This is a genomic window from Pseudomonas sp. BNK-15 (assembly GCF_047456105.1).
In the GTDB taxonomy this organism is placed as follows: Bacteria; Pseudomonadota; Gammaproteobacteria; order Pseudomonadales; family Pseudomonadaceae; genus Aquipseudomonas; species Aquipseudomonas putida_E.
Map to the genome: position 1 here is coordinate 2,476,178 of NZ_CP179898.1, position 19,753 is coordinate 2,495,930.

A 19,753-nucleotide genomic window follows, 5' to 3' on the forward strand; every position below is an offset into this window, starting at 1 on the left:
GCGACCTGATGGTCAAGCAATTGCCTGTGATCTTGCTGGCTGGTTTGCTGAGCGCATGCTCCAGCAGCCCGTCCTCGGACAACGATCCGGCGCAGCCGCCCAAGGGCGGCTGCTACCAGTCTGAGTGGCAGGCCGAGACCGTGCCGGTAATCAGCAAGCGCGTGGGCCCGGAAGGCCTGGAAAAGTATGACGAAGACCACCAGCGCAAGGCGCCTGGCTGCCCATGAACCGATGCGCTTCGTCGGAGCAGGCAACCAAGCGACCATTGTGTGGTCATCTAGAGGATATGCAATGAAAGCGCTGATGGCCTTGATGGCCCTGGCGACACTGGCAGGATGCTCGCTGCTGCAGCCGGCGCAACCCGCCCCGGCAGCCGCCTGGACCCGTTGGGTCTGTGACAGCCAGACCGAAGTGCTCTGGCGCTTCGCCGATGCACAACAGGATTCGGTCGACGTGCGCCTCGGCGGCGGCGACCAGGTCTACCGGCTCAAGTCCGAGCCGAGTGCGTCGGGCGCGATGTACAGCGATGGCGTGCTGGCCTTCCACACCAAGGGCGAGGAAGGCCCGGTGTACTGGGTGGCAACCAACGATCTGATTGGGCGGGGCTGCAAGGCACCGTGACTGGCCGGGCCGCACCGGTGGCCCACACTACTTGAACAGCAACCGCCCCTGCGGCAGGCTTGCACGAAACAAAACGACGCTTGTCGGGAGAGAGATACACAATGGCACTCATTAGCATGCGCCAGATGCTGGACCACGCCGCCGAGTTCGGTTACGGCGTTCCAGCTTTCAACGTCAACAACCTCGAGCAGATGCGCGCCATCATGGAAGCGGCCGACAAGACCGACTCCCCAGTGATCGTCCAGGCTTCGGCCGGTGCCCGCAAATACGCTGGCGCGCCGTTCCTGCGTCACCTGATCCTGGCCGCCATCGAAGAATTCCCGCACATCCCGGTGTGCATGCACCAGGACCACGGCACCAGCCCTGACGTGTGCCAGCGTTCGATCCAGCTGGGCTTCAGCTCGGTGATGATGGACGGCTCGCTGGGCGAAGACGGCAAGACCCCGACCGACTACGAGTACAACGTCCGCGTCACTCAGCAGACTGTCGCCATGGCGCACGCCTGTGGTGTTTCGGTCGAAGGCGAGCTGGGCTGCCTGGGTTCGCTGGAAACCGGCATGGCCGGTGAAGAAGACGGCATCGGCGCCGAAGGCGTGCTGGACCACAGCCAGATGCTCACCGACCCGGAAGAAGCCGCCGACTTCGTCAAGAAGACCCAGGTGGATGCCCTGGCCATCGCCATCGGCACCAGCCACGGTGCCTACAAGTTCACCAAGCCGCCAACCGGTGACGTGCTGGCGATCGACCGCATCAAGGAAATCCACAAGCGCATCCCCAACACCCACCTGGTGATGCACGGTTCTTCCTCGGTACCGCAGGAGTGGCTGGCGATCATCAACCAGTACGGCGGCGACATCAAAGAGACCTACGGCGTACCGGTCGAAGAAATCGTTGAAGGCATCAAGCACGGCGTGCGCAAGGTCAACATCGATACCGACCTGCGCCTGGCCTCCACCGGTGCCATGCGCCGCCTGATGGCGCAGAACCCGAGCGAGTTCGACCCGCGCAAGTTCTTCGGTGAAACCGTGAAAGCCATGCGCGATGTGTGCATCGCACGTTACGAAGCCTTCGGCACCGCCGGTAATGCCTCGAAGATCAAGCCGATCTCCCTGGAAGGCATGTTCCAGCGTTACCTGAAAGGTGAGCTGGCCGCCAAGGTCAACTGATCACAGGCCGCCTTAAAAAGACCCACAGAAATGTGGGTTTTTTTATGGCTGAATGCCCGGCAAACGACCGTTAGTCGACTACCCTTACCTTTAGTCACTGATAGCGTTCTGATTGCATTGCGTGTTACACACTCGAGTCTAGAGTGTTAAACCGGATCCAGATGCAAGTCGAAGTCGGTCATACAAGAGAAAGCAGCATGGATGGCGCTTACCCTCAACCACCGGATGGCAACTCGGTTCTCCTGGTGGTGGACGATTACCCTGAGAACCTCATTAGCATGCGAGCCTTACTGGCCCGCACAGATTGGCAGGTGCTGACAGCAGGTTCAGGGACGGAAGCCTTGAGCGCCTTGCTGGAGCACGAAGTCGACCTTGTGTTGCTCGACGTGCAGATGCCCGAAATGGACGGCTTCGAGGTTGCCCGGCTGATGCGTGGCAGCCACCGTACCCGGCTGACCCCGATCATCTTTCTCACCGCTAACGAGCAGTCCGATGCCGCCGTGCTCAAGGGCTATGCCAGTGGTGCGGTGGATTACCTGTTCAAGCCGTTCGACCCGCAGATCCTCAAGCCCAAGGTGCAGGCGCAACTGGACCAGCAGCGCAACCGGCGCATGCTGCAACGCTTGACGCGCGAACTGGAGGCGGCCAGGGCGTTCAATGCGTCCATCCTGGAGAATGCCGCCGAAGGTATTCTGGTGGTCGACGCCCACGGCAACATCAGCTTTGCCAACCCGGCGATCTCGCGCTTGCTCGATGCCCCGGTCGAGCAATTGCAGGGCGTGCAGTTACTTGAGTTGCTGCAACTGCCCAATGCCACCCTCTGGAGCGAATCGGATTTCCATCAGGCCTACCAGTCACGGCAGATCTTCCGTGTACACGACGCCCACCTGCGCACGGCAGGCGGTCATCTGGTCCCGGTGGCATTGTCCTGCGCACCGCTGCCGGCCGATCAGCAGGCGATGGTGGTGACGGTGCTGGACATGTCGGCGGTGCGCAATTTGCACCAGCAGCTCGAATACCAGGCGGTCACCGACCCGCTTACCGGCCTGCTCAACCGCCGTGGGTTCTATCAGGCCGCTGAAAGCGTGCTGCTGCGCAACGAACGCTCAGACAAGGCCCAGGCCTTGATGTACATGGATTTGGATGGTTTCAAGCGGATCAATGACTCGCTCGGCCACGAGGCCGGGGACCGGGTACTGGGTTGGGTTGCCGAGCAGCTCAAAGACTGCCTTGGTAGTGAGGCGTTGCTGGCACGCATGGGCGGCGACGAGTTCACGGCGCTGTTCGATGGCCTGCCGTATCCGGAACAAGCCGGCCGCTTTGCCGAGCAACTGCTCGAGCGTATGTCCGTCCAGCGCCAGGTGGCCGGCCTGGATGTCTGCCTGGGTGTCAGCATCGGCATTGCCACCTTCCCGGACTGCGGTGCCACTGTCGAAGGCCTGTTGCGTGCCGCCGATGCGGCGATGTATGCGGCCAAGCAGGCTGGGCGCGGGCAGTACCGCTTCTATGACCAGGAGCTCAATGGCCGGGCGCGTTCACGGCTGATGCTTGAGGACAGCGTGCGGGGCGCCGTCGAGTCGCAAGGCTTCAACATGGTGTACCAGCCCCAGGTCGCTTTCGCCGATGGTCACCTGCGCGGTTTCGAAGCCCTGCTGCGCTGGCAGCACCCCAGCGTCGGCGATGTACCGCCGGGGCTGTTCATCCCTTTGCTTGAGGAGGCGCGACTGATAACGCGCCTGGCCAGCTGGATCTACCGCCAGGGGGCGGCGCAGCGTCAGGCCTGGTGTGAGCGTTTTGCCCCGGATCTGGTGCTGGGTATCAGCCTGAGCCGCGCTCAGTTCGCCATGCCTGGGCTTGTCGATGAGCTGCAGCGGGTGATACAGGATTACCGGCTCAACCCGGCGCAACTGGAAGTGGAAGTTGCCGAGACCTCACTGATGTACAACATCGACGCGGCGATCAAGCAGATCCACCGCCTGCGCGAGCTGGGAGTGCGCGTGGCGCTGGACGACTTTGGTGCTGGTGACTGCTCGCTGCGCATGCTGCGCGACTTGCCTGTCGACACCTTGAAGCTGGACCGCCATTTGGTGGCGCGCCTGCCCGATTCGGCGCCGGACGCCGCGTTGGTGCGCAGTGTCATCGGCCTGTGCGCCGAGTACAACGTCACGGTCATCGCCGAAGGCGTGGAAACTGCGGCCCAGGCTGCTTGGCTCAAGGCAAACGGTTGCGCCTACGTGCAGGGCTTCCTTGTCGCCCGGCCGATGACCGCCGCCGATGCCAGCGGCTTTCCGGCAATTTTTCCCTGGCCGCAGTCCTGATTGGCTAGAATCGGTATTCGTTACGCCGAATGTCATGCCATGACCGTATTACGCTATTTGCAAGCTTACCCGCCGCACCTGCAAGAGCAGGTGCAGCAGATGATCGACAGCGACCGCCTGGGCGACTACCTGCAACGCCGCTATCCCGATCGCCATGAAGTGCAGAGCGACAAGGCGCTGTACGGCTACGCCCAGGATATGCGCCAGCAATACCTGCGCAGTGCGCCAAGCCTGGACAAGGTACTGTTCGACAACCGCCTGGACCTCACCCACCGTGCGCTGGGGCTCAATACTGCGGTGTCGCGGGTACAGGGTGGCAAGCTCAAGGCGAAGAAGGAAATCCGCATCGCCTCGCTGTTCAAGGAGGCGGCGCCGCAGTTCCTGCGCATGATCGTGGTACATGAACTGGCGCACCTGCGCGAGCGTGACCACAGCAAAGCCTTCTACCAGCTTTGTCAGCACATGGAGCCGGACTACCACCAACTGGAATTCGACCTGCGCGTCTACCTGACCTATCGGGAGCTGCCGGGTAACCTGTAAGGATCACGCAGCATGGATGTGAGCAAGACCAAGAGCAGTTTCTATCGCCGCCTGTACGTGGCCTGGCTGATCGACAGCCAGACCGCTACCAGCGTGCCAGCCTTGATGGAAGCCACCGGGATGCCGCGCCGCACCGCGCAGGACACCATCGCTGCGTTGGCTGACCTGGACATTGTCTGCGAGTTCGAGCAGCAGGAAGGGGCGCGCAACCATGCCGGGCATTATCGCATCCATGACTGGGGTGCGATCGACAAGCAGTGGATCATCCGCCATCTGCGCCAGATCAGGGAAGTGCTCGGCTACCCGTAAATGCGGGGGGCTGCCTGCTTCGGCCAAAATAGAGGCTAATTGACACTATTGGCCGCTGCCCTGTGCGGCGGCTTTGTGTAGTCTCATGACTTGCGTTATCGAAGACCGCCATCAACAGCCTGTGCCTACCACTGCAAAAGGACTTGAGCATGCGGCCACTGCTTTGCGTTCTGGGATTGTTGGGTGTGATGCTGGCTGGGCCAGCCTTGGGCCAGGGCAAACTACGGCTGGTGGCCGATACCTGGCCGCCGTTCACTGATGCCGGCATGCCCGGTGGTGGCCTTGCCACCAGCATCGTCACCACGGCGCTGGCGCGTGCAGGTTACCCCAGCGAGTACGAGGAAGTACCGTGGGCGCGGGCGCTGCTCGGGGTTAGCGAAGGCCGTTACGACGTACTGATCAATGCCTGGTACAACGATACGCGTACCCGCATCGGCCAGTTTTCCAAGGCCTACCTGACCAACCGCATCCGTTTGCTCAAGCGCAAGGGCGACAGCTTCCGTTACAGGCGCCAGGCTGATCTGTATCCCTACAGCATTGCCGTGGTGCGTGATTATGCCTACTCACCCGAATTCGATAGCGACACCCGCTTGCACAAGGTGCCGGTACGCAACTTTTCCTCCGCCGTGCGCATGCTGGCGGCAGGGCGGGTGGATCTGGCAGTGGAAGATGAGTTCGTGGCGCGCTACAACCTGCAGCGCGAACCCGAGCAGGTGCGTGATGGGGTAGTGCTGGTCGAACCCGCGCTGGGCGAGAACACCCTGCATATTCTGGTGAGCCTCAAGCACCCTGAGCATCGGCAGATCGTCGAGCGGTTCGAACGCAGCATTGCAGCGATGAAGGCAGACGGCAGCTATGCACGGCTTCTGCGCCAGCATGGCTTTTGATGTGCAGCGCAGGCAACGAACAATCAGGCCGGTGAGCCCTCTTTGATCAGGTGCGCGGCCAAGGTCCGCAAGGGCCCCAACTGCCGGCAGATCAGCGCCAACTGAGTCTGCACCAATCGTTGATGTTCATCCAGTTCCTCAGGCATCTGCTCCAGCGTATTGGCCAAGGCTTCTTCGGCATCGCTGTGAATCGCCACGGGTAACCGCGCGGCCAGGCCGTTGGCGATTTCGTCGAGGCTGGCGGCCAACGCCTGCCCCGCCCCCTCTATCAACTGTTCATGGACCTCTGCCGGCAGCGCCGTATCACGGTGTGCCCCCAGCCCTGAGAGGTAGCTGAGCAAGGTATGCGACAGCACCAGGAAGCGGAAGCCCACGTCGGCCTCCTTACGGAAGTGCCCCGGCTCCATGAGCATGTTGGCCAGCGTGGTGGACAGCGCCGCGTCAGCGTTGTGTGCGTTGCGCCGGGCCAGGCGGTAAGCCAGGTCATCGCGCTTGCCGTGGGCATACTGCTGCATGATCTGACGCAGGTACACACTGGCGCAGGCTAAGGTATTGGCCAGCGCCTTGTTAAGGCGGCGGCCCTGCCAGTCGGGGAGGAACAGGAACACGGCGAGAATGGCGATCAGGCTACCGACCAAGGTATCGAACAGCCGTGGCAGGAACAGGCCGTAGCCATCGCCGATCTGGTTGAAGCAGAACAGGATCATCAGCGTGATCGCCGCCGTGGCCAAGGTGTAGCGGGTGGTCCGGTTGACGAAGAACACCACCCCGGCCACCACTGCGAACGCCGACTGGATGAGCGGATTCGGGAACAGGTCGAACAGGGCCCAGCCCACGGTCAGGCCGATGGCTGTGCCGAAGATCCTCTGCACCAGTTTGCGCCGGGTGGCGCCATAGTTGGGCTGGCAGACGAACAGGGTGGTGAGGATGATCCAGTAGCCTTGGGTCGGGTGAATCAAGTGCACCATGCCGTAGCCCACCGACAGCGCCAGCGACAGGCGCAGGGCATGGCGGAACAGCAGCGAGGTAGGTGTGAGCTGGGTGCGCAACCGCTTCCACACATCCTTGAGGTTGCGTGGCGAACGGTCGAGCAGGCTGCTGTCGCTGGCGTCGGCCAGGCTGTCGGGGTTGCTGGCGGCGCCAAGCAGGCGGTCCAGCGTGGCCAGGTTTGCGGCCAGGGCGCGTAGTGAGCGCAACAGGCCACGCCAGGCCGGGTTGTTCTGGTTACGCAGGTGCTCAAGCGAGGCATTGAGGTCCTCGAGGGCCTCGGCGAAGCCGGTGGCCAGAACGAACGGCTGGCGCAGCCGGATCGAGCGTGCCAGTTCCTGGCAGGATGCCCCTTGTTTGCGCAGTAGGCGCTGGCAGCGGAACATCACGTCGCTGTGGAAGAACGCCTCGGTGAGGGCGTTGTAAGGGTAGTGCGAGGCGCTCACCCTTTCGTGGATGTCCTGGGCCAGGAAGTACAGCTTCAGGTAGCGGCTGACCTTGGAGTTGGGCTGGCTGTTGCCTACCCGGTGCAGAATGATTTCCTTGGCGGCATTCAGCGCGGCCACCACCTTGCCGTTTTGCTGGGCCAGTGCCAGGCGCTGGGCTTCGACATCGAGTGTGCGAATCGGCTCGAACAGGCTGGCCTTGAGCTTGAGGTAAGTGCCCAGTTCGAAGAACAGTTTGGCCAGGCTCTGCTGTACCGGTTGGTTGGAGAACAGCGCCTGCCACAGCACCGAGAGCAGGCCATACCAGGCGGCACCGGCCACCAGCAGCAACGGTTCATGCCAGAAGTCGCTGACTTCGCCGCCGCGCTGGTCCACGCCGATCATGGTGTACACCGACAGAATCAGCGTTGCCGATGCGATCGCGCCGTAGCGTTCACCCAATGCGCCAAGCATGGTCAGGGAGAAGGCGGCCAAGGCCATGGAGACGGCGAAGATCCAGGGGTAGGGGAACAGCAGTTCCACCGAAAGCGCGGCAATGGCGAAACACAGCAGGGTGACGAGCAACGCGCTGAGGCGGCCTTGCCAGCTATCGTCGGTCTCGGCCAGGGCGCTGGCGATGATGCCGAGGAACAGCGGGATGAGCAGGCTCATCTCGTTCTGGTACCAGCACCAGGCCATGCTGCCGGTGAGCGCGATGGTCACGCGGATGGCGTAGCTGAACTTGTCTTGACCCCACAGGCGACGCAATGACTGACGGAACGAGCTCGATGACATGATGGCCTGCTGGCAGTGATCGATTGAATGCATTGCGGCACGGACCAGCAAGAAGCGTTCCGTGCTGCTGAATGGATTCTACTCTACACGAACTGTGCTGCAGCGTTGGCCGATGCCCAGGCCCATTGGAAATTGAAACCGCCCAGGTGGCCGGTGACATCCAGCACTTCACCGATGAAATAGAGGTTGGGGCTCTTCAGCGATTCCATGGTTTTCGACGACACCTCACGGGTATCGACGCCACCCAGGGTGACTTCGGCGGTGCGATAGCCTTCGGTACCTGCCGGTACCAGCTGCCAGGCCGCCAGCTTGTCGGCGATCTGCGCCAGCTCCGCCGGGGTGTACTGCTTCATCGGCTTTGACTCGAACCACTGCTCGGCCAGCAGGTTGGCCAGTTTGCGGGTGAACACCTCGCCCAATACGGTCTTGAGTTCCGCATTGGCGCGCTCGGTCTGCTGCTGTTGCAGCCAGGTCAGGGCATCACGGTCGGGCAGCAGGTTGATTTCGACCGTGTCGCCGGCCTCCCAGAACGACGAAATCTGCAGGATCGCCGGGCCGCTGAGGCCGCGGTGGGTGAACAGCAGGTTTTCGCGGAAGCTGGTGCCGTTGCAGCTGGCTGTGCAATCGAGCGAGGTGCCCGACAGCTCGGTGCACAGTGCCTTGAGTTGAGGCTCGGTAATGGTGAACGGCACCAGACCTGCGCGGGTCGGCAGCAAGGTATGGCCGAACTGGCGCGCTACCTGATAGCCGAAGCCGGTTGCGCCCAGCGTTGGAATCGACAGGCCTCCGGTGGCGATCACCAGCGACTGGCAGGCAAACTGGCCGGCGCTGGTTTGCAGCAGATAGCCGCTTTCGGTCTTCTCGATATGCTCGATGCTGGTTTGCATGCGCAGTTCGGCACCGGCTTCGTCGCATTCGGCCAACAGCATGTCGAGGATGTCGCTGGCCTTGTTGTCACAGAACAGCTGGCCGAGCTTCTTTTCGTGGTAGGGCACGCCATACTTGGCCACCAGCTCGATGAAGTCCCACTGTGTGTAGCGGGCAAGGGCCGACTTGCAGAAGTGTGCGTTCTGGGAGAGGAAGTTGGCCGGCTCGGTGTACAGGTTGGTGAAGTTGCAGCGCCCGCCACCAGACATGAGGATCTTCTTGCCTGGCTTGTTGGCGTGGTCGAGCAGCAGCACCCGGCGGCCACGGCGGGCGCTGAGCTGGGCGCACATCAGGCCGGCGGCGCCGGCGCCGAGGATGATCACGTCGGTGGTGTGCACGGGGTACCTCATTAAGAGTGCTGGGGCTGCTGCGCAGCCCTTTCGCTACAGGCGTACGCAACCCATTGTAGGAGCGGCCTTGTGTCGCGAAGGGCCGCAAAGCGGCCCCAAAAGATTTCAGAGAATGCGAACTTTCAGGGCGCGGCCCTTGATCTTGCCGCTGTTCAGGCGCTGCATCGCCTGCTTGGCCAGGGCCCGCTCCACCGCCACGAAGGCCTGGAAGTCGAAGATGGCGATCTTGCCCACCTGCTTGCCCGGGATGCCGGCATCACCGGTCAGCGCACCGAGGATGTCACCCGGGCGCAGCTTGTCCTTGCGGCCAGCGGCGATGCACAGCGTGGTCATGACCGGCAGCAGCGGTTCGCCACCTTTGTTCTTCAGGCTGTCTAGCTGGTCCCAGCGCAGCGGGCTCTTCTGCAGCGCCTCGATGGCCTGGGCCCGATGGCCTTCGGCCGGAGCGACCAGGCTCACGGCAAGGCCTTTCTCGCCCGCGCGACCGGTACGGCCGACGCGGTGCACGTGGATCTCGGCATCGCGCGCCAGCTCCACGTTGATGACCATGTCCAGGCCATCGATATCCAGGCCGCGTGCGGCTACATCAGTGGCCACCAGCACCGAACTGCTGCGGTTGGCGAACATGGTCAGCACCTGGTCGCGGTCGCGCTGCTCGAGGTCGCCGTGCAGGGCCTGGGCCACGATGCCCTTGGCGGTGAGGTGGGCGACCACGTCCTCGCACTGCTGCTTGGTGAAGCAGAACGCCACGCAGGACTGCGGGCGGTAGTGGCCGAGCACGCGGGTGACAGCCTCCAGGCGCTGTTGCGGGTCGATTTCGATGAAGCGCTGTTCGATCTGGTTGTCGGTGTGCAGGCTCTCGACCTTGACCTGCTGCGGCTTGCGCATGAAGTCGGCGGCCAATTGCTCGATACCGGCGGGGTAAGTGGCCGAGAACAGCAGGGTCTGGCGGCGCGACGGGGTCTTGCCGATGATGCTGGCGATAGCGTCGAAAAAGCCCATGTCGAGCATACGGTCGGCTTCGTCCAGCACCAGGGTATTGAGCCCGTCGAGCACCAGGGTGCCTTTGTCCAGGTGCTGCTGGATGCGCCCTGGGGTGCCGACGATGATGTGCGCGCCATGCTCCAGCGAAGCGATCTGCGGGCCCAGCGAGACGCCACCGCACAGGGTGAGGATCTTGATGTTGTCTTCAGCGCGGGCCAGGCGGCGCAGCTCTTTGGCAACCTGGTCGGCAAGCTCGCGGGTGGGGCACAGTACCAGTGCCTGGCAACCGAAGTAGCGCGGGTTGATCGGGTTGAGCAGGCCGATGCCGAAGGCGGCGGTCTTGCCGCTGCCGGTCTTGGCCTGGGCAATCAGGTCCTGGCCCCTGAGGATGACGGGCAGGCTCTGGGCCTGGATCGGCGTCATCGAGGCATAGCCGAGGGCGTCCAGGTTGGCCAGCATGGCGGCGGACAGCGGCAAGGTGGCAAAAGCGGTGGATTCGGTGGTCACGAGGCGGGCCTGCGTTGCGAAGCGAAAAATGCCGCATAGTCTACCAGCCTCGTGGCCATTCGCCCTAAGACTCCATGTGCGGTTCCGGACGACGGGCACGCCTTCCGTCCGTCGGCGACAGCTGCAGGAAGATCGCCGCCGCCAGCATGGCCATGATACCGATGGTCACGAAGGTCAGCTGGAAGGCGCCCAGGGTGGTTTCCACACCATCGGCATTGCCGGCTGCAGTGAAACCGCCCAGCAGTGCGCCTGCGCAGGCCACGCCCAGGCTCAGTGACAGCTGCGCGACCACCGACAGCAGGCTGTTGCCGCTGCTGGCGCTGGCATCGTCGAGGTCGATCAGGGTTACCGTGTTCATGGCGGTGAACTGCATGGAGTTCACGGCGCCCAGCAGGGCCAGTTGCACCAGCAGTACGGCATACGGGGTCTGCCCGTCGACCAGCCCCAGGCTGGCCAGCAGCAGGCCGAGCAGCACGGTGTTGCCGGTGAGGACGATGCGGTAACCGAGGCGTTCGATCAGCGGCCGGGCAACGGACTTGGCGACCATTGCCGCCGCCGCCAGCGGGATCATGCTCATGCCGGCCTGCGCCGGCGAATAGCCCAGTGCCACCTGCAGCAGCAACGGCACCAGGAAGGGCAGGGCGCCGCTGCCCAGGCGTGCGAACAGGTTGCCCAGAATACCGATGGCGAAGGTGCGCACCCGGAACAGGCTGGGCGAGAACAGTGGTTCGGGATCGCGCCCGGCGCGCAGCCAGTAGGCCGCCAGGCAGGCCATGCCGGCGAACAACAGGAGCATCACCCGCAGGTGCGGCAGGTGCAACTCGCCCAGGCCTTCCATGGCGATGGTGATCAGCACCATCGCCGCGCCGAACAGGATGAAGCCTGGGCCATCGAAGGTGGTGCGTTCGGCACCGCGCAGGTCGGGGATGAACTTCCACACGGCGTAACAGCCCAGCGCGCCCACGGGCAGGTTGAGCAGGAAGATCCAGTGCCAGGTGAGGATCTCGACCAACCAGCCGCCCAACGTCGGGCCTAGCAGTGGGCCCAGCAGGCCGGGGATGGTGATGAAGCTCATGATCCGCACCAGTTCGCTACGTGGATAGGCGCGCAGCACCACCAGCCGCCCGACCGGCAGCATCAGTGCGCCGCCCAGGCCCTGCACCACACGGGCGAAAATCAGAAAGCCCAGGCTGTTGGCCATGGCACACAGCAGTGAACCGAAACTGAACAGCACGATGGCGCTGAAGAAGATACGCTTGGTGCCGAAACGGTCGGCGATCCAGCCCGAGGCGGGGATCAGCAGGGCCACGGTGAGCATGTAGGCGATGATCACACCCTGCATGCGCAGCGGGTTCTCTTCGAGCGAGCGGGCCATGGCCGGCAGTGCGGTGTTGAGGATGGTGCCGTCCAGGGATTGCATGAAGAAGGCGATCGCCACTACCCAGGGGATCCAGCGGGCGGTGACAGGGTCCAGCGGAGTGCGTTCGGGCATATGAACCTCAATGTTCAGTGTTGCCTGTCCTGGCCTCATCGCAGGCAAGCCGGCGATGAGGCCGGGATAGCCGATCACAATGTCAGGGTCAGCCCTTTGACCAGCGCCCCCGGCAAATGACTCGAACCGGTACTGCGCTGTCCATAGGTGCTGGTCGACAGGATCATCTCTCGCTCACAGGTCAGGTCTTCCAGCTGGCTGCCCAGCAGACTGTACAGGCTGTCATCGAAACGCATGGTGCTTACCGGCCCCTGAATCTGGCCGTTTTCCACCCAGAAGGTGGCGAAGCGGGTGAGCCCGGTCATGCGCGCAGCCGGCAGGTCCGAGTAGTTCAGGTACCACAGGTTGCTGATGTACAAGCCAGTGCCCAACCGCGCAAGGATGTCTGCGTTGGCAAGATTCCCCGCTGCAAGGCTGAGTGCGCAGGGCGATTCGTAGCTGTCCGCGCCATTGGCAAGCAGCTCGAACTCGGCGGCACTGCGGGCACTGACCAGCCTGCCCAGCGCTTGCCCTTCCCTTATCAGTGGTACGTCCTGGCGCGGCGAACCCTCATCGGAAAACGCCGGGCTCAACGACCCGCTGACCTGCTCGTGGAAACACACCAGCGGGCTCAGCCGGGCATCGCCGCTGTACAGGCGCTGCAACGCACTGTTGCCAGTGGCCAGAGACTGCGCAGAGAAACCGCCCCAGCACAGCATGCCGGCGATTTCGTCCATCGCGGCAGGCGCCAGATAGGCGCGGTAGCTACCAGGCTTCAGGGTAATTGCCGGGCGGCCGAGGAAGCCCAGCTGTTCGCGGGCCTGGCGCAGGCGGGCGGTGAATTCGTCTGCATTCCACGCCTGGCCGGCATAATTCGCCTTCACGGCCTGGCCGTTACTGTGGAACAGGCTCCAGTCGAAGTTGAAACTGTTGGCCTGGTGCCAGCCGAAGGCCCCGTAAGAGCTGGCAAAGCCCCTGCAGATCGGGCCAGCGGCATAGATCCCAACCAGGTCCAGGTCGCCTGCTTCGCCGTCGAGCAGCGCCAGTACTTCGCCCAGCTCAGGCAGCGCCTGATCCTGCAGGCTGTGGCTGTGCCAAGCGCTCTGGTCCAGGCGCAGGTAGGGGTCCGCAGGCAGAAGGGGCAGCGTCTGGCGCAGCTGTTCAAGGGCTTCGCCCAGGCGCTGACGGTCCACTTGCGCATCGCCGCTCAGGGTCACTTGCTGTTCAGCCTGGCGCCCGTCGCGGATCAGCCTCAGGTGCGCACTGGCCTGGCTGACCTCGCCGGCCTGGCGCACCTTGGCATGGTTGAAACGCACGAATTGCGATTGTTCAGCGCTGTAGCCCAGGGTGAACTGTTCTTCTGCATGTTTCACTTCACGCAAGGCACTGACCAGTTGTTCGAAAGCATGCTGTGGTGTTGCGCTCATCAGGCGTCCCCCCCGAATACGTCGATCTGGCGGAACACGCAGGCCGGAGCGGCATGGCCCACCCGCACCACCTGGTTGGGTTCGCCCTTGCCGCAGTTGGGCGTGCCCAGTACCTGGAAGGTGCTACGGTCACCAACCGCCGCGAGGTTGCGCCAGAACTGCGCGGAGATGCCGCGGTAGTTGGGGTTTTTGACGATGCCTTTGAGCTCGCCGTTTTCAATCAACTGGCCCCATTCACAGCCAAACTGGAACTTGTTGCGCGCATCGTCGATGGACCAGGAACGGTTGGTGCGCATCAGGATGCCGTGCTCGATTCCCTGAATCAGTTGTTCAAGGGTTCGATCACCCGGCTCGACATTGAGGTTGGCCATACGGTCGATCGGTGCGCGGTTCCAGCCGCAGGCGCGGCTGTTGGCCACGCCATCGAGCCCGGAACGGAACTGCGACAGCGCGCCGCCCAGCGGGCGCAGCAACAGACCGTCACGGATCAGGAACTGCTTGCTGGCTTGGCTGCCGTCGTCGTCATGGCTGTAGCTGGCGAGTTCCTCCCCGATGGTCGGGTCGAAGGTCACGTTGAGCACTGGCGAGCCGTATTGCAGGTGGCCGAAATCACTGGCTTTGACGAAGCTGGTGCCCGCGTAGTTGCGCTCGTCGCCGAGGATGCGGTCCATTTCCAGTGGGTGGCCGATCGACTCATGGATCTGCAGCATCATCTGGTCTGGCATCAGCAGCAGGTCACGCTGGCCGCTGGGTGTGTTGGCCGCCAGCAGCAGCTGCAGCGCCTCGTCGGCCACATGCTGAGCAGCACCGACCAGGCCGCAGCGTTCGATGATTTCGAAGCCACCCTGCTGGCCGAAGTTGTCCCGGCCCAGGCTACGGGTCTGGCTGTCCTGGCCGTCGCTGGCGGTGACACTCAGCCCCGGGAACAGGAACCGCTGAGCATGGCGCAGTTCGGCACCGGCGGAGTTCAGGTAGGTCTGCTCGACCAGGCTTTGGCTCAGGCTGGTCTGCCAGTCCACCAGGCGGCTGTCCTTGGGTATGCTGGCTGATTCGGCGGCGAGCAGGCCCAGGCAGTCGGCGAGGCTGGGCAGTGGGCGGTCGAAATTTGGCGAAACATGGTCGTGGCGCGAGCTGGGCACCGGCTGGTCGCGCAGGTCAAGCAGGCTGTGCCTGGCGATCTGCCGGGCCATGGCTTCGGCATGTTCCAATGCTCGTTGTAGCCCTTGCTGGGACAGATCGGCGGTGGCCGCGTAGGCCTCTACGCCGTTGACCCGCACCGTGAGCATGGCGCCCTCGTCCTGGCTGAAGAATGGCGGTTCGGCCACGTTACGGCGTACCGAAAGCGCCTGGTGGGACTGTTTCACATGGCGCAGGGAAAACAACTCGGCCGTGCTGCGCAGCGTGGCAAAGCGCTGGCGCAGCAGGGCGCTGGAATCGAACATGGAAAACCTCCGTGTGCACGGTGGCTCCCCCTAGAACCACCCATCTTGCATGGCCAGGCAGGTATCGTCGCGTGCCTCGAGCAATGCCAGCTCATTATGGCAGCCTGGTACCTCCCAGGTCAGGAAATAACGGGCTGCCTGCAGTTTGCCCAGGTAGAAGTCGCGGTCTGCGGCATTGCCCTTGAGCAGGCCTAGCTCGGCATGTATCGCTTGTTCCAGCCAGCGCCAGCCGATCACGCAATGGCCAAAGGCCTTGAGGTACAGGGCCGAGTTGGCAAGGGCGCCGGCAGTCTGGCCTTGGGCGAGATCACCCAGCAGGCCGAGGGTCACGGCTTGCAGGCGAGTGACCAGTTGCTCAAGCGGTTGGCGCAAGGCATCAAGATTGGGGTGGTGGCTGGCGCGCTCACCGGTACTTGCGATCAGGCGAATCAGTTGTTTGAGGCCGGCTCCGTTGTGCTGTGCCAGCTTACGGCCCAGCAGGTCGAGTGACTGGATGCCTTCGGTGCCCTCGTGGATCGGGTTCAGGCGGTTGTCGCGGTAGTATTGTTCTACCGGGTATTCGCGGGTGTAACCGTGGCCACCCAGGATCTGGATGGCCAGTTCGTTGGCCTTCAGGCAGAAGGTCGAAGGCCAGGATTTGACAATCGGCGTCAGCAGATCGAGCAACGCTTGTGCCTGCTGGCGTGCACTTTCGTCCTCTGCGGTCTGGGTGTCGTCGAATAGGCGCGCCGCGTACAGGCCCAGGTCGAAGGCGCCTTCCACGTAAGCCTTCTGTGCCAGCAGCATGCGTTTCACATCGGTGTGCTCGATGATCGGCACCGCCGGGCTGAGAGGGTCCTTGCTGTCCGGCAGCCGGCCTTGCGGCCGCTGGCGGGCATACTCCAGCGAATACAGGTAGCCAGCGTAGCCCAGCATCACTGCGCCCATGCCAACACCGATGCGTGCCTCGTTCATCATCTGGAACATGCAGGCAAGGCCCTGGTGTGGCTGGCCGATCAGGTAGCCGACGCACTGGCCGTTGTCGCCAAAGTTCAGTGCCGTGGAGGTGGTGCCGCGCCAACCCATCTTGTGGAACAGCCCGGCCAGCAGTACGTCGTTGCGCTCGCCACGGCGGCCATCCTGATTGACCAGATACTTGGGCACGATGAACAGCGAGATGCCTTTCACACCGGGTGGCGCGTCCGGCAGCTTGGCCAGGACCATGTGCACGATGTTTTCCGACAGTTCGTGGTCCCCGCCGGAGATGAAGATCTTGTTGCCCTTGATCCGGTAGCTGCCGTCTGCGCAGGGTTCGGCGCGTGTGCGGATGTCGGCCAGGGACGAACCTGCGTGCGGCTCGGTCAGCGCCATGGTGCCGAAGAACCGGCCTTCGATCATTGGCTGCAGGAACAGGCGTTTTTGCTCGTCGCTGCCGAAGCTTTCGATCAGGTTGGCCGCGCCCATGGTCAGGAAGGGGTAGGCCGTGGTACCAGCGTTGGCGGCCTGGAAGTGGGCGAAGCAGGCCTGCGAGACCAGGCTGGGTAGCTGCATGCCGCCGACCTCGAAGTCGCGATTGGCGTTGAGGAAGCCGGCCTTGAGGAAGGCATCGACGGCAGGCTTGACCTCGGGGATCAGTTCAGCGCGGCCGTCCACGTAGCGCGGCTCGTTTTCGTCGGCCTTGCGGTTGTGCGGGGCGAAGTACTTTTCGGCGATGGTGCGCGCGGTGGTCAGCGCCGCGTCGAAGGTTTCGCGGCTGTGCTCGGCAAAGCGCGGGCGCTGGGTGAGGGCTTGGGCGTCGAGCACTTCGTAGAGTTCGAAGGCCAGGTTGCGGGGGCTGAGCAGGGTCTCGGGCATGGGGGCGGTCCTTGAGCGGGCTTGAGGCGAGTCTAGGATTGGCCGAATAAGACTGGCTACCATGATTGATTGAGATGATGTTCAGTCAAAAATCCTCGCATTTGGAGCCTCTGATGTTGGTTGACGGGGGAAGGGGCTGGGTTGAGTGAGCGTCAAGGCCACCCGTTCGCAGCAAATCTTGAAGCACGTGTGAGATCAAAAGGCATTCATCTGTCAGCCTTGGCACCTTTTAAGCTCTGCTATTCCACTGACTGCATGAAAAATTTGAGGCGTCAGAGGCGTGCTTGTAGAAGGCGACAGGAATATTCCTACGCGCTGCGCCGAAATCTCCTACGACCGCAGTGATGGAAAATGAGGTAGATATTGATTCTTCACTGTGGAGGAATTCTATGGACAGGATTTGTGAGTGGCGCGACGTTTGGAAAGAAGATTTAGAGAGGGTTGAAGACCCTTTTTTTGCTTGTTCGGTAGTTCAGAGGGCTTTGCTGGAAAATACGACCCTGCGTGGATTGTGTGACTTCCAGAAAGCATGTGATTTGCCTCTGGGGCGTCCTTTGCTGCAGGATGATATCTGGCGAGCTTTGAAGCTGGTGGAAGACGGCAGGTGGTTCCTTATTCGGGAGCAGCCAATTTCTCCAATTGATGTGTCGCGTTACCCTCGTTTGAGATGGGCGGAATCAAAGCTGGATTTACTGCTGTCTGAGAGTAAATACCCAGAAGCTGATGGCCCTGGCAAGTGGAAAACATTTAGTATTGATACAGATTTATTGTGGTCTGGGGTGGCGTTGGCCGCAAACTTTTTAACATCCCGAGGTGACGAGGGACGTCTTTTTTCGAGCGAGGGGAAAGACTATGCTAATACCCGTAGATTGGTAAGTCAGAGGTGGGTGCCATTAGGCGAAAAGGAGCGGAGCTTCGCCAGACTATCGGCTACACATCGATATGGGGATGTACGACGGATAACGCAAAACTATGTACAGGCAGATGATGCCTGGGCGATCACGGGGGAGTCCTGGCACTGGCGTCCTGTGGTACCTGACGAGGAGTATGAATATAGAATAGGGGCCTATTGATGGTGTCAACTACCAATAAGCAGCGAGCTCTATATTTGCTTTGGGCAAGTATGGATGCGTTTTATATTATTTTGTACATCTTGCGTAATATCGCCCGAGGCGCAATACCTTTTTTGTCGGATTTGAATAGTGGTCTTGACGTAGTGCGGAATTGGGGTGGTTCAGGCATTGTGATCTGGGCCGGGCTGTTTTTACAGTTTTCAGTTATTGTTACATGCGTGGGTTTTTTCAGGTGTAAAAAAATCGTGGTGTTTTTGGCGCTGGTGCAGATGCCATTCAGATTTTTTTTCATCGTTCCGTCAGTTTCGGTGGTTTTGCTCTTGCCTATGGTCGTTGCTGGCATCAATAACTGGATATGGGTTGGGTTGTTGCTTGCTTCAGAAGCGTTTAAGGGGTGGAGTATCTGGTGGCTTTGGCGTAACTCTGGGGCGCGCATGGTGGAAAGATAGCGTGGCAACTGCTCGGCCATGGTTGCCCGCTTTGTGGTTTGACGGTATTTCCCTGTTGGCGCGGCTGCCGCCCCGCATTCCTTCGCTCATGCGACAAGGCTGACAACCATGGCCTCACAGGCATGGCCACGTTGCAACAAATGTGAGCAGCCTTGTGCTGCGCAGCGCCGCGCGGGCGGCGCTCGGCCTCACAGGCGCTGAAAAGGGTGAGGCGCGAACACCTGCCAGTCTCACCGCATTCCGGCCAGTTTCGGCAGATCATTTTAGGTTTTCACCTATTCCATGTAGTCCATTTCCCAAACATACTCCCAACCCCCTCCAAGCCATTGCGGTGCTCTGGGTAGGGCCCTAGTCTCGGGTGGTCGCTGCCGAATCAGTGACCGGCTTTGACAGGCCGCTTAGGTCAAACCGAATCGCTTTGCCTTTATGGCAGCTGTGCATGGGGCACTTCGTGTGCGCCGGGTTTTGGTTTGCCTACCGGTCTGTCAACCCATGTACAGCTGCCACCCTCTTGTTTGACAGCAGGTGTGTAGTGGCCTTTATCACTAGGTGAACCATGATGCTGAAGATAGTCCCCGATCCACCCTAACGCCCATTCCCTTGAAGACACCCTGATCCAGGCCACGGATCACGCGCTGTGTGCCGCAACCGTGGTGCACCACGCCATGCAGCTGCAGCCCAGGTCGCCGGCTTCGATCCTGATGATGACCACGATGCATGAACTGGAGGCGCTGCGGGCTTTGCTTGAGTCTGCATTGGTTCAGGTGCAGATGCCCGCTGAGGCCAGACCTGTGCATTGAGGCTGCGTAATGTGTTGCCTGGGCTGGCCTCTTCGCGGGTAAACCCGCTCCCACAGGTACTGTGCAAGCCTTGGGGCTTGTGATGAACCTGTGGGAGCGGGTTCACCCGCGAAAGGGCCAGGCCAGGCAGTCGAGAATTATCAGGGGATTGAACAATGACAACAGAAGACACCCAGTTCACCGTCGGCAAGACCACCTTCTACCAGGGCGAGAATGGCACACATCCACTGTTTCGCATCGAGCCGGGTATCCCGTGCCGGGATGCCTGAGAGCAGTCTTCGGAGTTGATGGGCTATGTGCGCGAACTGACCATTACCGGGTTGATGGATGAGAAAACGATGATGCTCTGGGCTGCGCATTATTTGAGTGCGATGGCCAAGGCACTGATGGATGATGCTGAGTTGGGGATGAAGCAGTGAGGGCCTGGCTTCAGGCTGCATGA

Annotated in this window: 16 protein-coding genes and 2 pseudogenes; 10 read left to right on the forward strand and 8 right to left on the reverse strand. The window is 62.0% G+C overall.

Features of this window, described 5'->3' with window-relative positions; genetic code table 11:
- The first annotated feature begins 8 nt into the window (after positions 1-8).
- The 7 genes from ACMGF5_RS11320 (at position 9) to ACMGF5_RS11350 (ending at position 5,841) form a co-directional block, all read left to right on the forward strand.
- Positions 9-227, forward strand: a complete 219-nt coding sequence (locus ACMGF5_RS11320) for a hypothetical protein (protein WP_012312446.1) — start codon at positions 9-11, stop codon at positions 225-227.
- Positions 228-291: 64 nt separating this feature from the next.
- Positions 292-621, forward strand: coding sequence for an MliC family protein (locus tag ACMGF5_RS11325; RefSeq protein ID WP_414157786.1), 330 nt, complete (start codon positions 292-294; stop codon positions 619-621).
- A gap of 101 nt (positions 622-722) precedes the next feature.
- Positions 723-1,787, forward strand: a complete 1,065-nt coding sequence (gene fba / locus ACMGF5_RS11330) for a class II fructose-bisphosphate aldolase (RefSeq protein ID WP_008093958.1) — start codon at positions 723-725, stop codon at positions 1,785-1,787.
- A 197-nt stretch (positions 1,788-1,984) separates the two neighbouring features.
- The gene (locus tag ACMGF5_RS11335; RefSeq protein ID WP_115273433.1) at positions 1,985-4,105 is read left to right on the forward strand and encodes a putative bifunctional diguanylate cyclase/phosphodiesterase; all 2,121 of its coding nucleotides are present in this window, start codon (positions 1,985-1,987) and stop codon (positions 4,103-4,105) included.
- Between the two features lie 39 nt (positions 4,106-4,144).
- Entirely contained in the window at positions 4,145-4,645 is a 501-nt protein-coding gene (locus ACMGF5_RS11340; RefSeq protein WP_125923473.1) for a M48 family metallopeptidase, read from the forward strand.
- A 12-nt stretch (positions 4,646-4,657) separates the two neighbouring features.
- Positions 4,658-4,954 carry a winged helix-turn-helix domain-containing protein gene (locus tag ACMGF5_RS11345; RefSeq protein ID WP_012312450.1) on the forward strand — a complete coding sequence of 99 codons (297 nt, stop codon included), beginning with the start codon at positions 4,658-4,660 and terminating at the stop codon, positions 4,952-4,954.
- Between the two features lie 149 nt (positions 4,955-5,103).
- Complete coding sequence (locus ACMGF5_RS11350; RefSeq protein ID WP_046785053.1) at positions 5,104-5,841, forward strand: substrate-binding periplasmic protein; 738 nt, start codon at positions 5,104-5,106, stop codon at positions 5,839-5,841.
- Between the two features lie 23 nt (positions 5,842-5,864).
- Here ACMGF5_RS11350 and yccS read toward each other — a convergent pair whose 3' ends face one another.
- The 7 genes from yccS to ACMGF5_RS11385 all read right to left on the reverse strand — a co-directional run bounded on the left by yccS (position 5,865) and on the right by ACMGF5_RS11385 (position 16,989).
- Positions 5,865-8,048, reverse strand: coding sequence for a YccS family putative transporter (yccS, locus tag ACMGF5_RS11355; RefSeq protein ID WP_046785174.1), 2,184 nt, complete (start codon positions 8,046-8,048; stop codon positions 5,865-5,867).
- Positions 8,049-8,131: 83 nt separating this feature from the next.
- Positions 8,132-9,313, reverse strand: coding sequence for an NAD(P)/FAD-dependent oxidoreductase (locus ACMGF5_RS11360; RefSeq protein WP_414157787.1), 1,182 nt, complete (start codon positions 9,311-9,313; stop codon positions 8,132-8,134).
- A gap of 117 nt (positions 9,314-9,430) precedes the next feature.
- Entirely contained in the window at positions 9,431-10,768 is a 1,338-nt protein-coding gene (dbpA, locus tag ACMGF5_RS11365) for an ATP-dependent RNA helicase DbpA (RefSeq protein WP_237859352.1), read from the reverse strand.
- Between the two features lie 112 nt (positions 10,769-10,880).
- Positions 10,881-12,308: a multidrug transporter subunit MdtD gene (gene mdtD, locus ACMGF5_RS11370; protein WP_039604767.1), complete on the reverse strand. Its 1,428-nt coding sequence runs from the start codon at positions 12,306-12,308 to the stop codon at positions 10,881-10,883.
- Between the two features lie 74 nt (positions 12,309-12,382).
- Positions 12,383-13,714 (reverse strand): TldD/PmbA family protein, encoded by a 1,332-nt coding sequence (locus ACMGF5_RS11375; RefSeq protein WP_115273438.1) that lies wholly within the window; start codon positions 13,712-13,714, stop codon positions 12,383-12,385.
- The gene (locus ACMGF5_RS11380) at positions 13,714-15,156 is read right to left on the reverse strand and encodes a TldD/PmbA family protein (protein ID WP_414157788.1); all 1,443 of its coding nucleotides are present in this window, start codon (positions 15,154-15,156) and stop codon (positions 13,714-13,716) included. Before ACMGF5_RS11380 ends, ACMGF5_RS11375 begins: the two co-directional genes overlap by 1 nt.
- 30 nt (positions 15,157-15,186) lie before the next feature.
- Complete coding sequence (locus ACMGF5_RS11385) at positions 15,187-16,989, reverse strand: acyl-CoA dehydrogenase (RefSeq protein WP_414157789.1); 1,803 nt, start codon at positions 16,987-16,989, stop codon at positions 15,187-15,189.
- Between the two features lie 344 nt (positions 16,990-17,333).
- On the opposite strand from ACMGF5_RS11385, the gene ACMGF5_RS11390 reads away from it, so the two are divergent.
- Positions 17,334-18,062: a hypothetical protein gene (locus ACMGF5_RS11390; RefSeq protein WP_144415439.1), complete on the forward strand. Its 729-nt coding sequence runs from the start codon at positions 17,334-17,336 to the stop codon at positions 18,060-18,062.
- A 61-nt stretch (positions 18,063-18,123) separates the two neighbouring features.
- On the opposite strand, the gene ACMGF5_RS11395 is transcribed toward ACMGF5_RS11390, so the two are convergent.
- Positions 18,124-18,531, reverse strand: a complete 408-nt coding sequence (locus ACMGF5_RS11395) for a hypothetical protein (RefSeq protein ID WP_414157790.1) — start codon at positions 18,529-18,531, stop codon at positions 18,124-18,126.
- Positions 18,532-19,070: 539 nt separating this feature from the next.
- On the opposite strand from ACMGF5_RS11395, the pseudogene ACMGF5_RS11400 reads away from it, so the two are divergent.
- Both ACMGF5_RS11400 and ACMGF5_RS11405 read left to right on the forward strand, forming a co-directional pair.
- Positions 19,071-19,311, forward strand: a pseudogene (locus tag ACMGF5_RS11400) (hypothetical protein).
- 155 nt (positions 19,312-19,466) lie between these two features.
- Positions 19,467-19,730 (forward strand): annotated as a pseudogene (locus tag ACMGF5_RS11405) (DUF3077 domain-containing protein).
- Positions 19,731-19,753 lie beyond the last annotated feature (23 nt).

What these genes read in the sequence shown, in the direction of transcription:
- ACMGF5_RS11350 (WP_046785053.1), top strand. Translation starts at nt 5,104, where the DNA reads ATGCGGCCACTGCTTTGCGTTCTGGGATTGTTGGGTGTGATGCTGGCT.
- ACMGF5_RS11380 (WP_414157788.1), bottom strand. Translation starts at nt 15,156, where the DNA reads ATGTTCGATTCCAGCGCCCTGCTGCGCCAGCGCTTTGCCACGCTGCGC.
- ACMGF5_RS11345 (WP_012312450.1), top strand. Translation starts at nt 4,658, where the DNA reads ATGGATGTGAGCAAGACCAAGAGCAGTTTCTATCGCCGCCTGTACGTG.
- mdtD (WP_039604767.1), bottom strand. Translation starts at nt 12,308, where the DNA reads ATGCCCGAACGCACTCCGCTGGACCCTGTCACCGCCCGCTGGATCCCC.
- ACMGF5_RS11340 (WP_125923473.1), top strand. Translation starts at nt 4,145, where the DNA reads ATGACCGTATTACGCTATTTGCAAGCTTACCCGCCGCACCTGCAAGAG.
- fba (WP_008093958.1), top strand. Translation starts at nt 723, where the DNA reads ATGGCACTCATTAGCATGCGCCAGATGCTGGACCACGCCGCCGAGTTC.
- ACMGF5_RS11335 (WP_115273433.1), top strand. Translation starts at nt 1,985, where the DNA reads ATGGATGGCGCTTACCCTCAACCACCGGATGGCAACTCGGTTCTCCTG.
- yccS (WP_046785174.1), bottom strand. Translation starts at nt 8,048, where the DNA reads ATGTCATCGAGCTCGTTCCGTCAGTCATTGCGTCGCCTGTGGGGTCAA.
- ACMGF5_RS11390 (WP_144415439.1), top strand. Translation starts at nt 17,334, where the DNA reads ATGGAAAATGAGGTAGATATTGATTCTTCACTGTGGAGGAATTCTATG.
- ACMGF5_RS11375 (WP_115273438.1), bottom strand. Translation starts at nt 13,714, where the DNA reads ATGAGCGCAACACCACAGCATGCTTTCGAACAACTGGTCAGTGCCTTG.
- ACMGF5_RS11385 (WP_414157789.1), bottom strand. Translation starts at nt 16,989, where the DNA reads ATGCCCGAGACCCTGCTCAGCCCCCGCAACCTGGCCTTCGAACTCTAC.
- dbpA (WP_237859352.1), bottom strand. Translation starts at nt 10,768, where the DNA reads ATGCTGGCCAACCTGGACGCCCTCGGCTATGCCTCGATGACGCCGATC.
- ACMGF5_RS11325 (WP_414157786.1), top strand. Translation starts at nt 292, where the DNA reads ATGAAAGCGCTGATGGCCTTGATGGCCCTGGCGACACTGGCAGGATGC.
- ACMGF5_RS11395 (WP_414157790.1), bottom strand. Translation starts at nt 18,531, where the DNA reads ATGGCCGAGCAGTTGCCACGCTATCTTTCCACCATGCGCGCCCCAGAG.
- ACMGF5_RS11320 (WP_012312446.1), top strand. Translation starts at nt 9, where the DNA reads ATGGTCAAGCAATTGCCTGTGATCTTGCTGGCTGGTTTGCTGAGCGCA.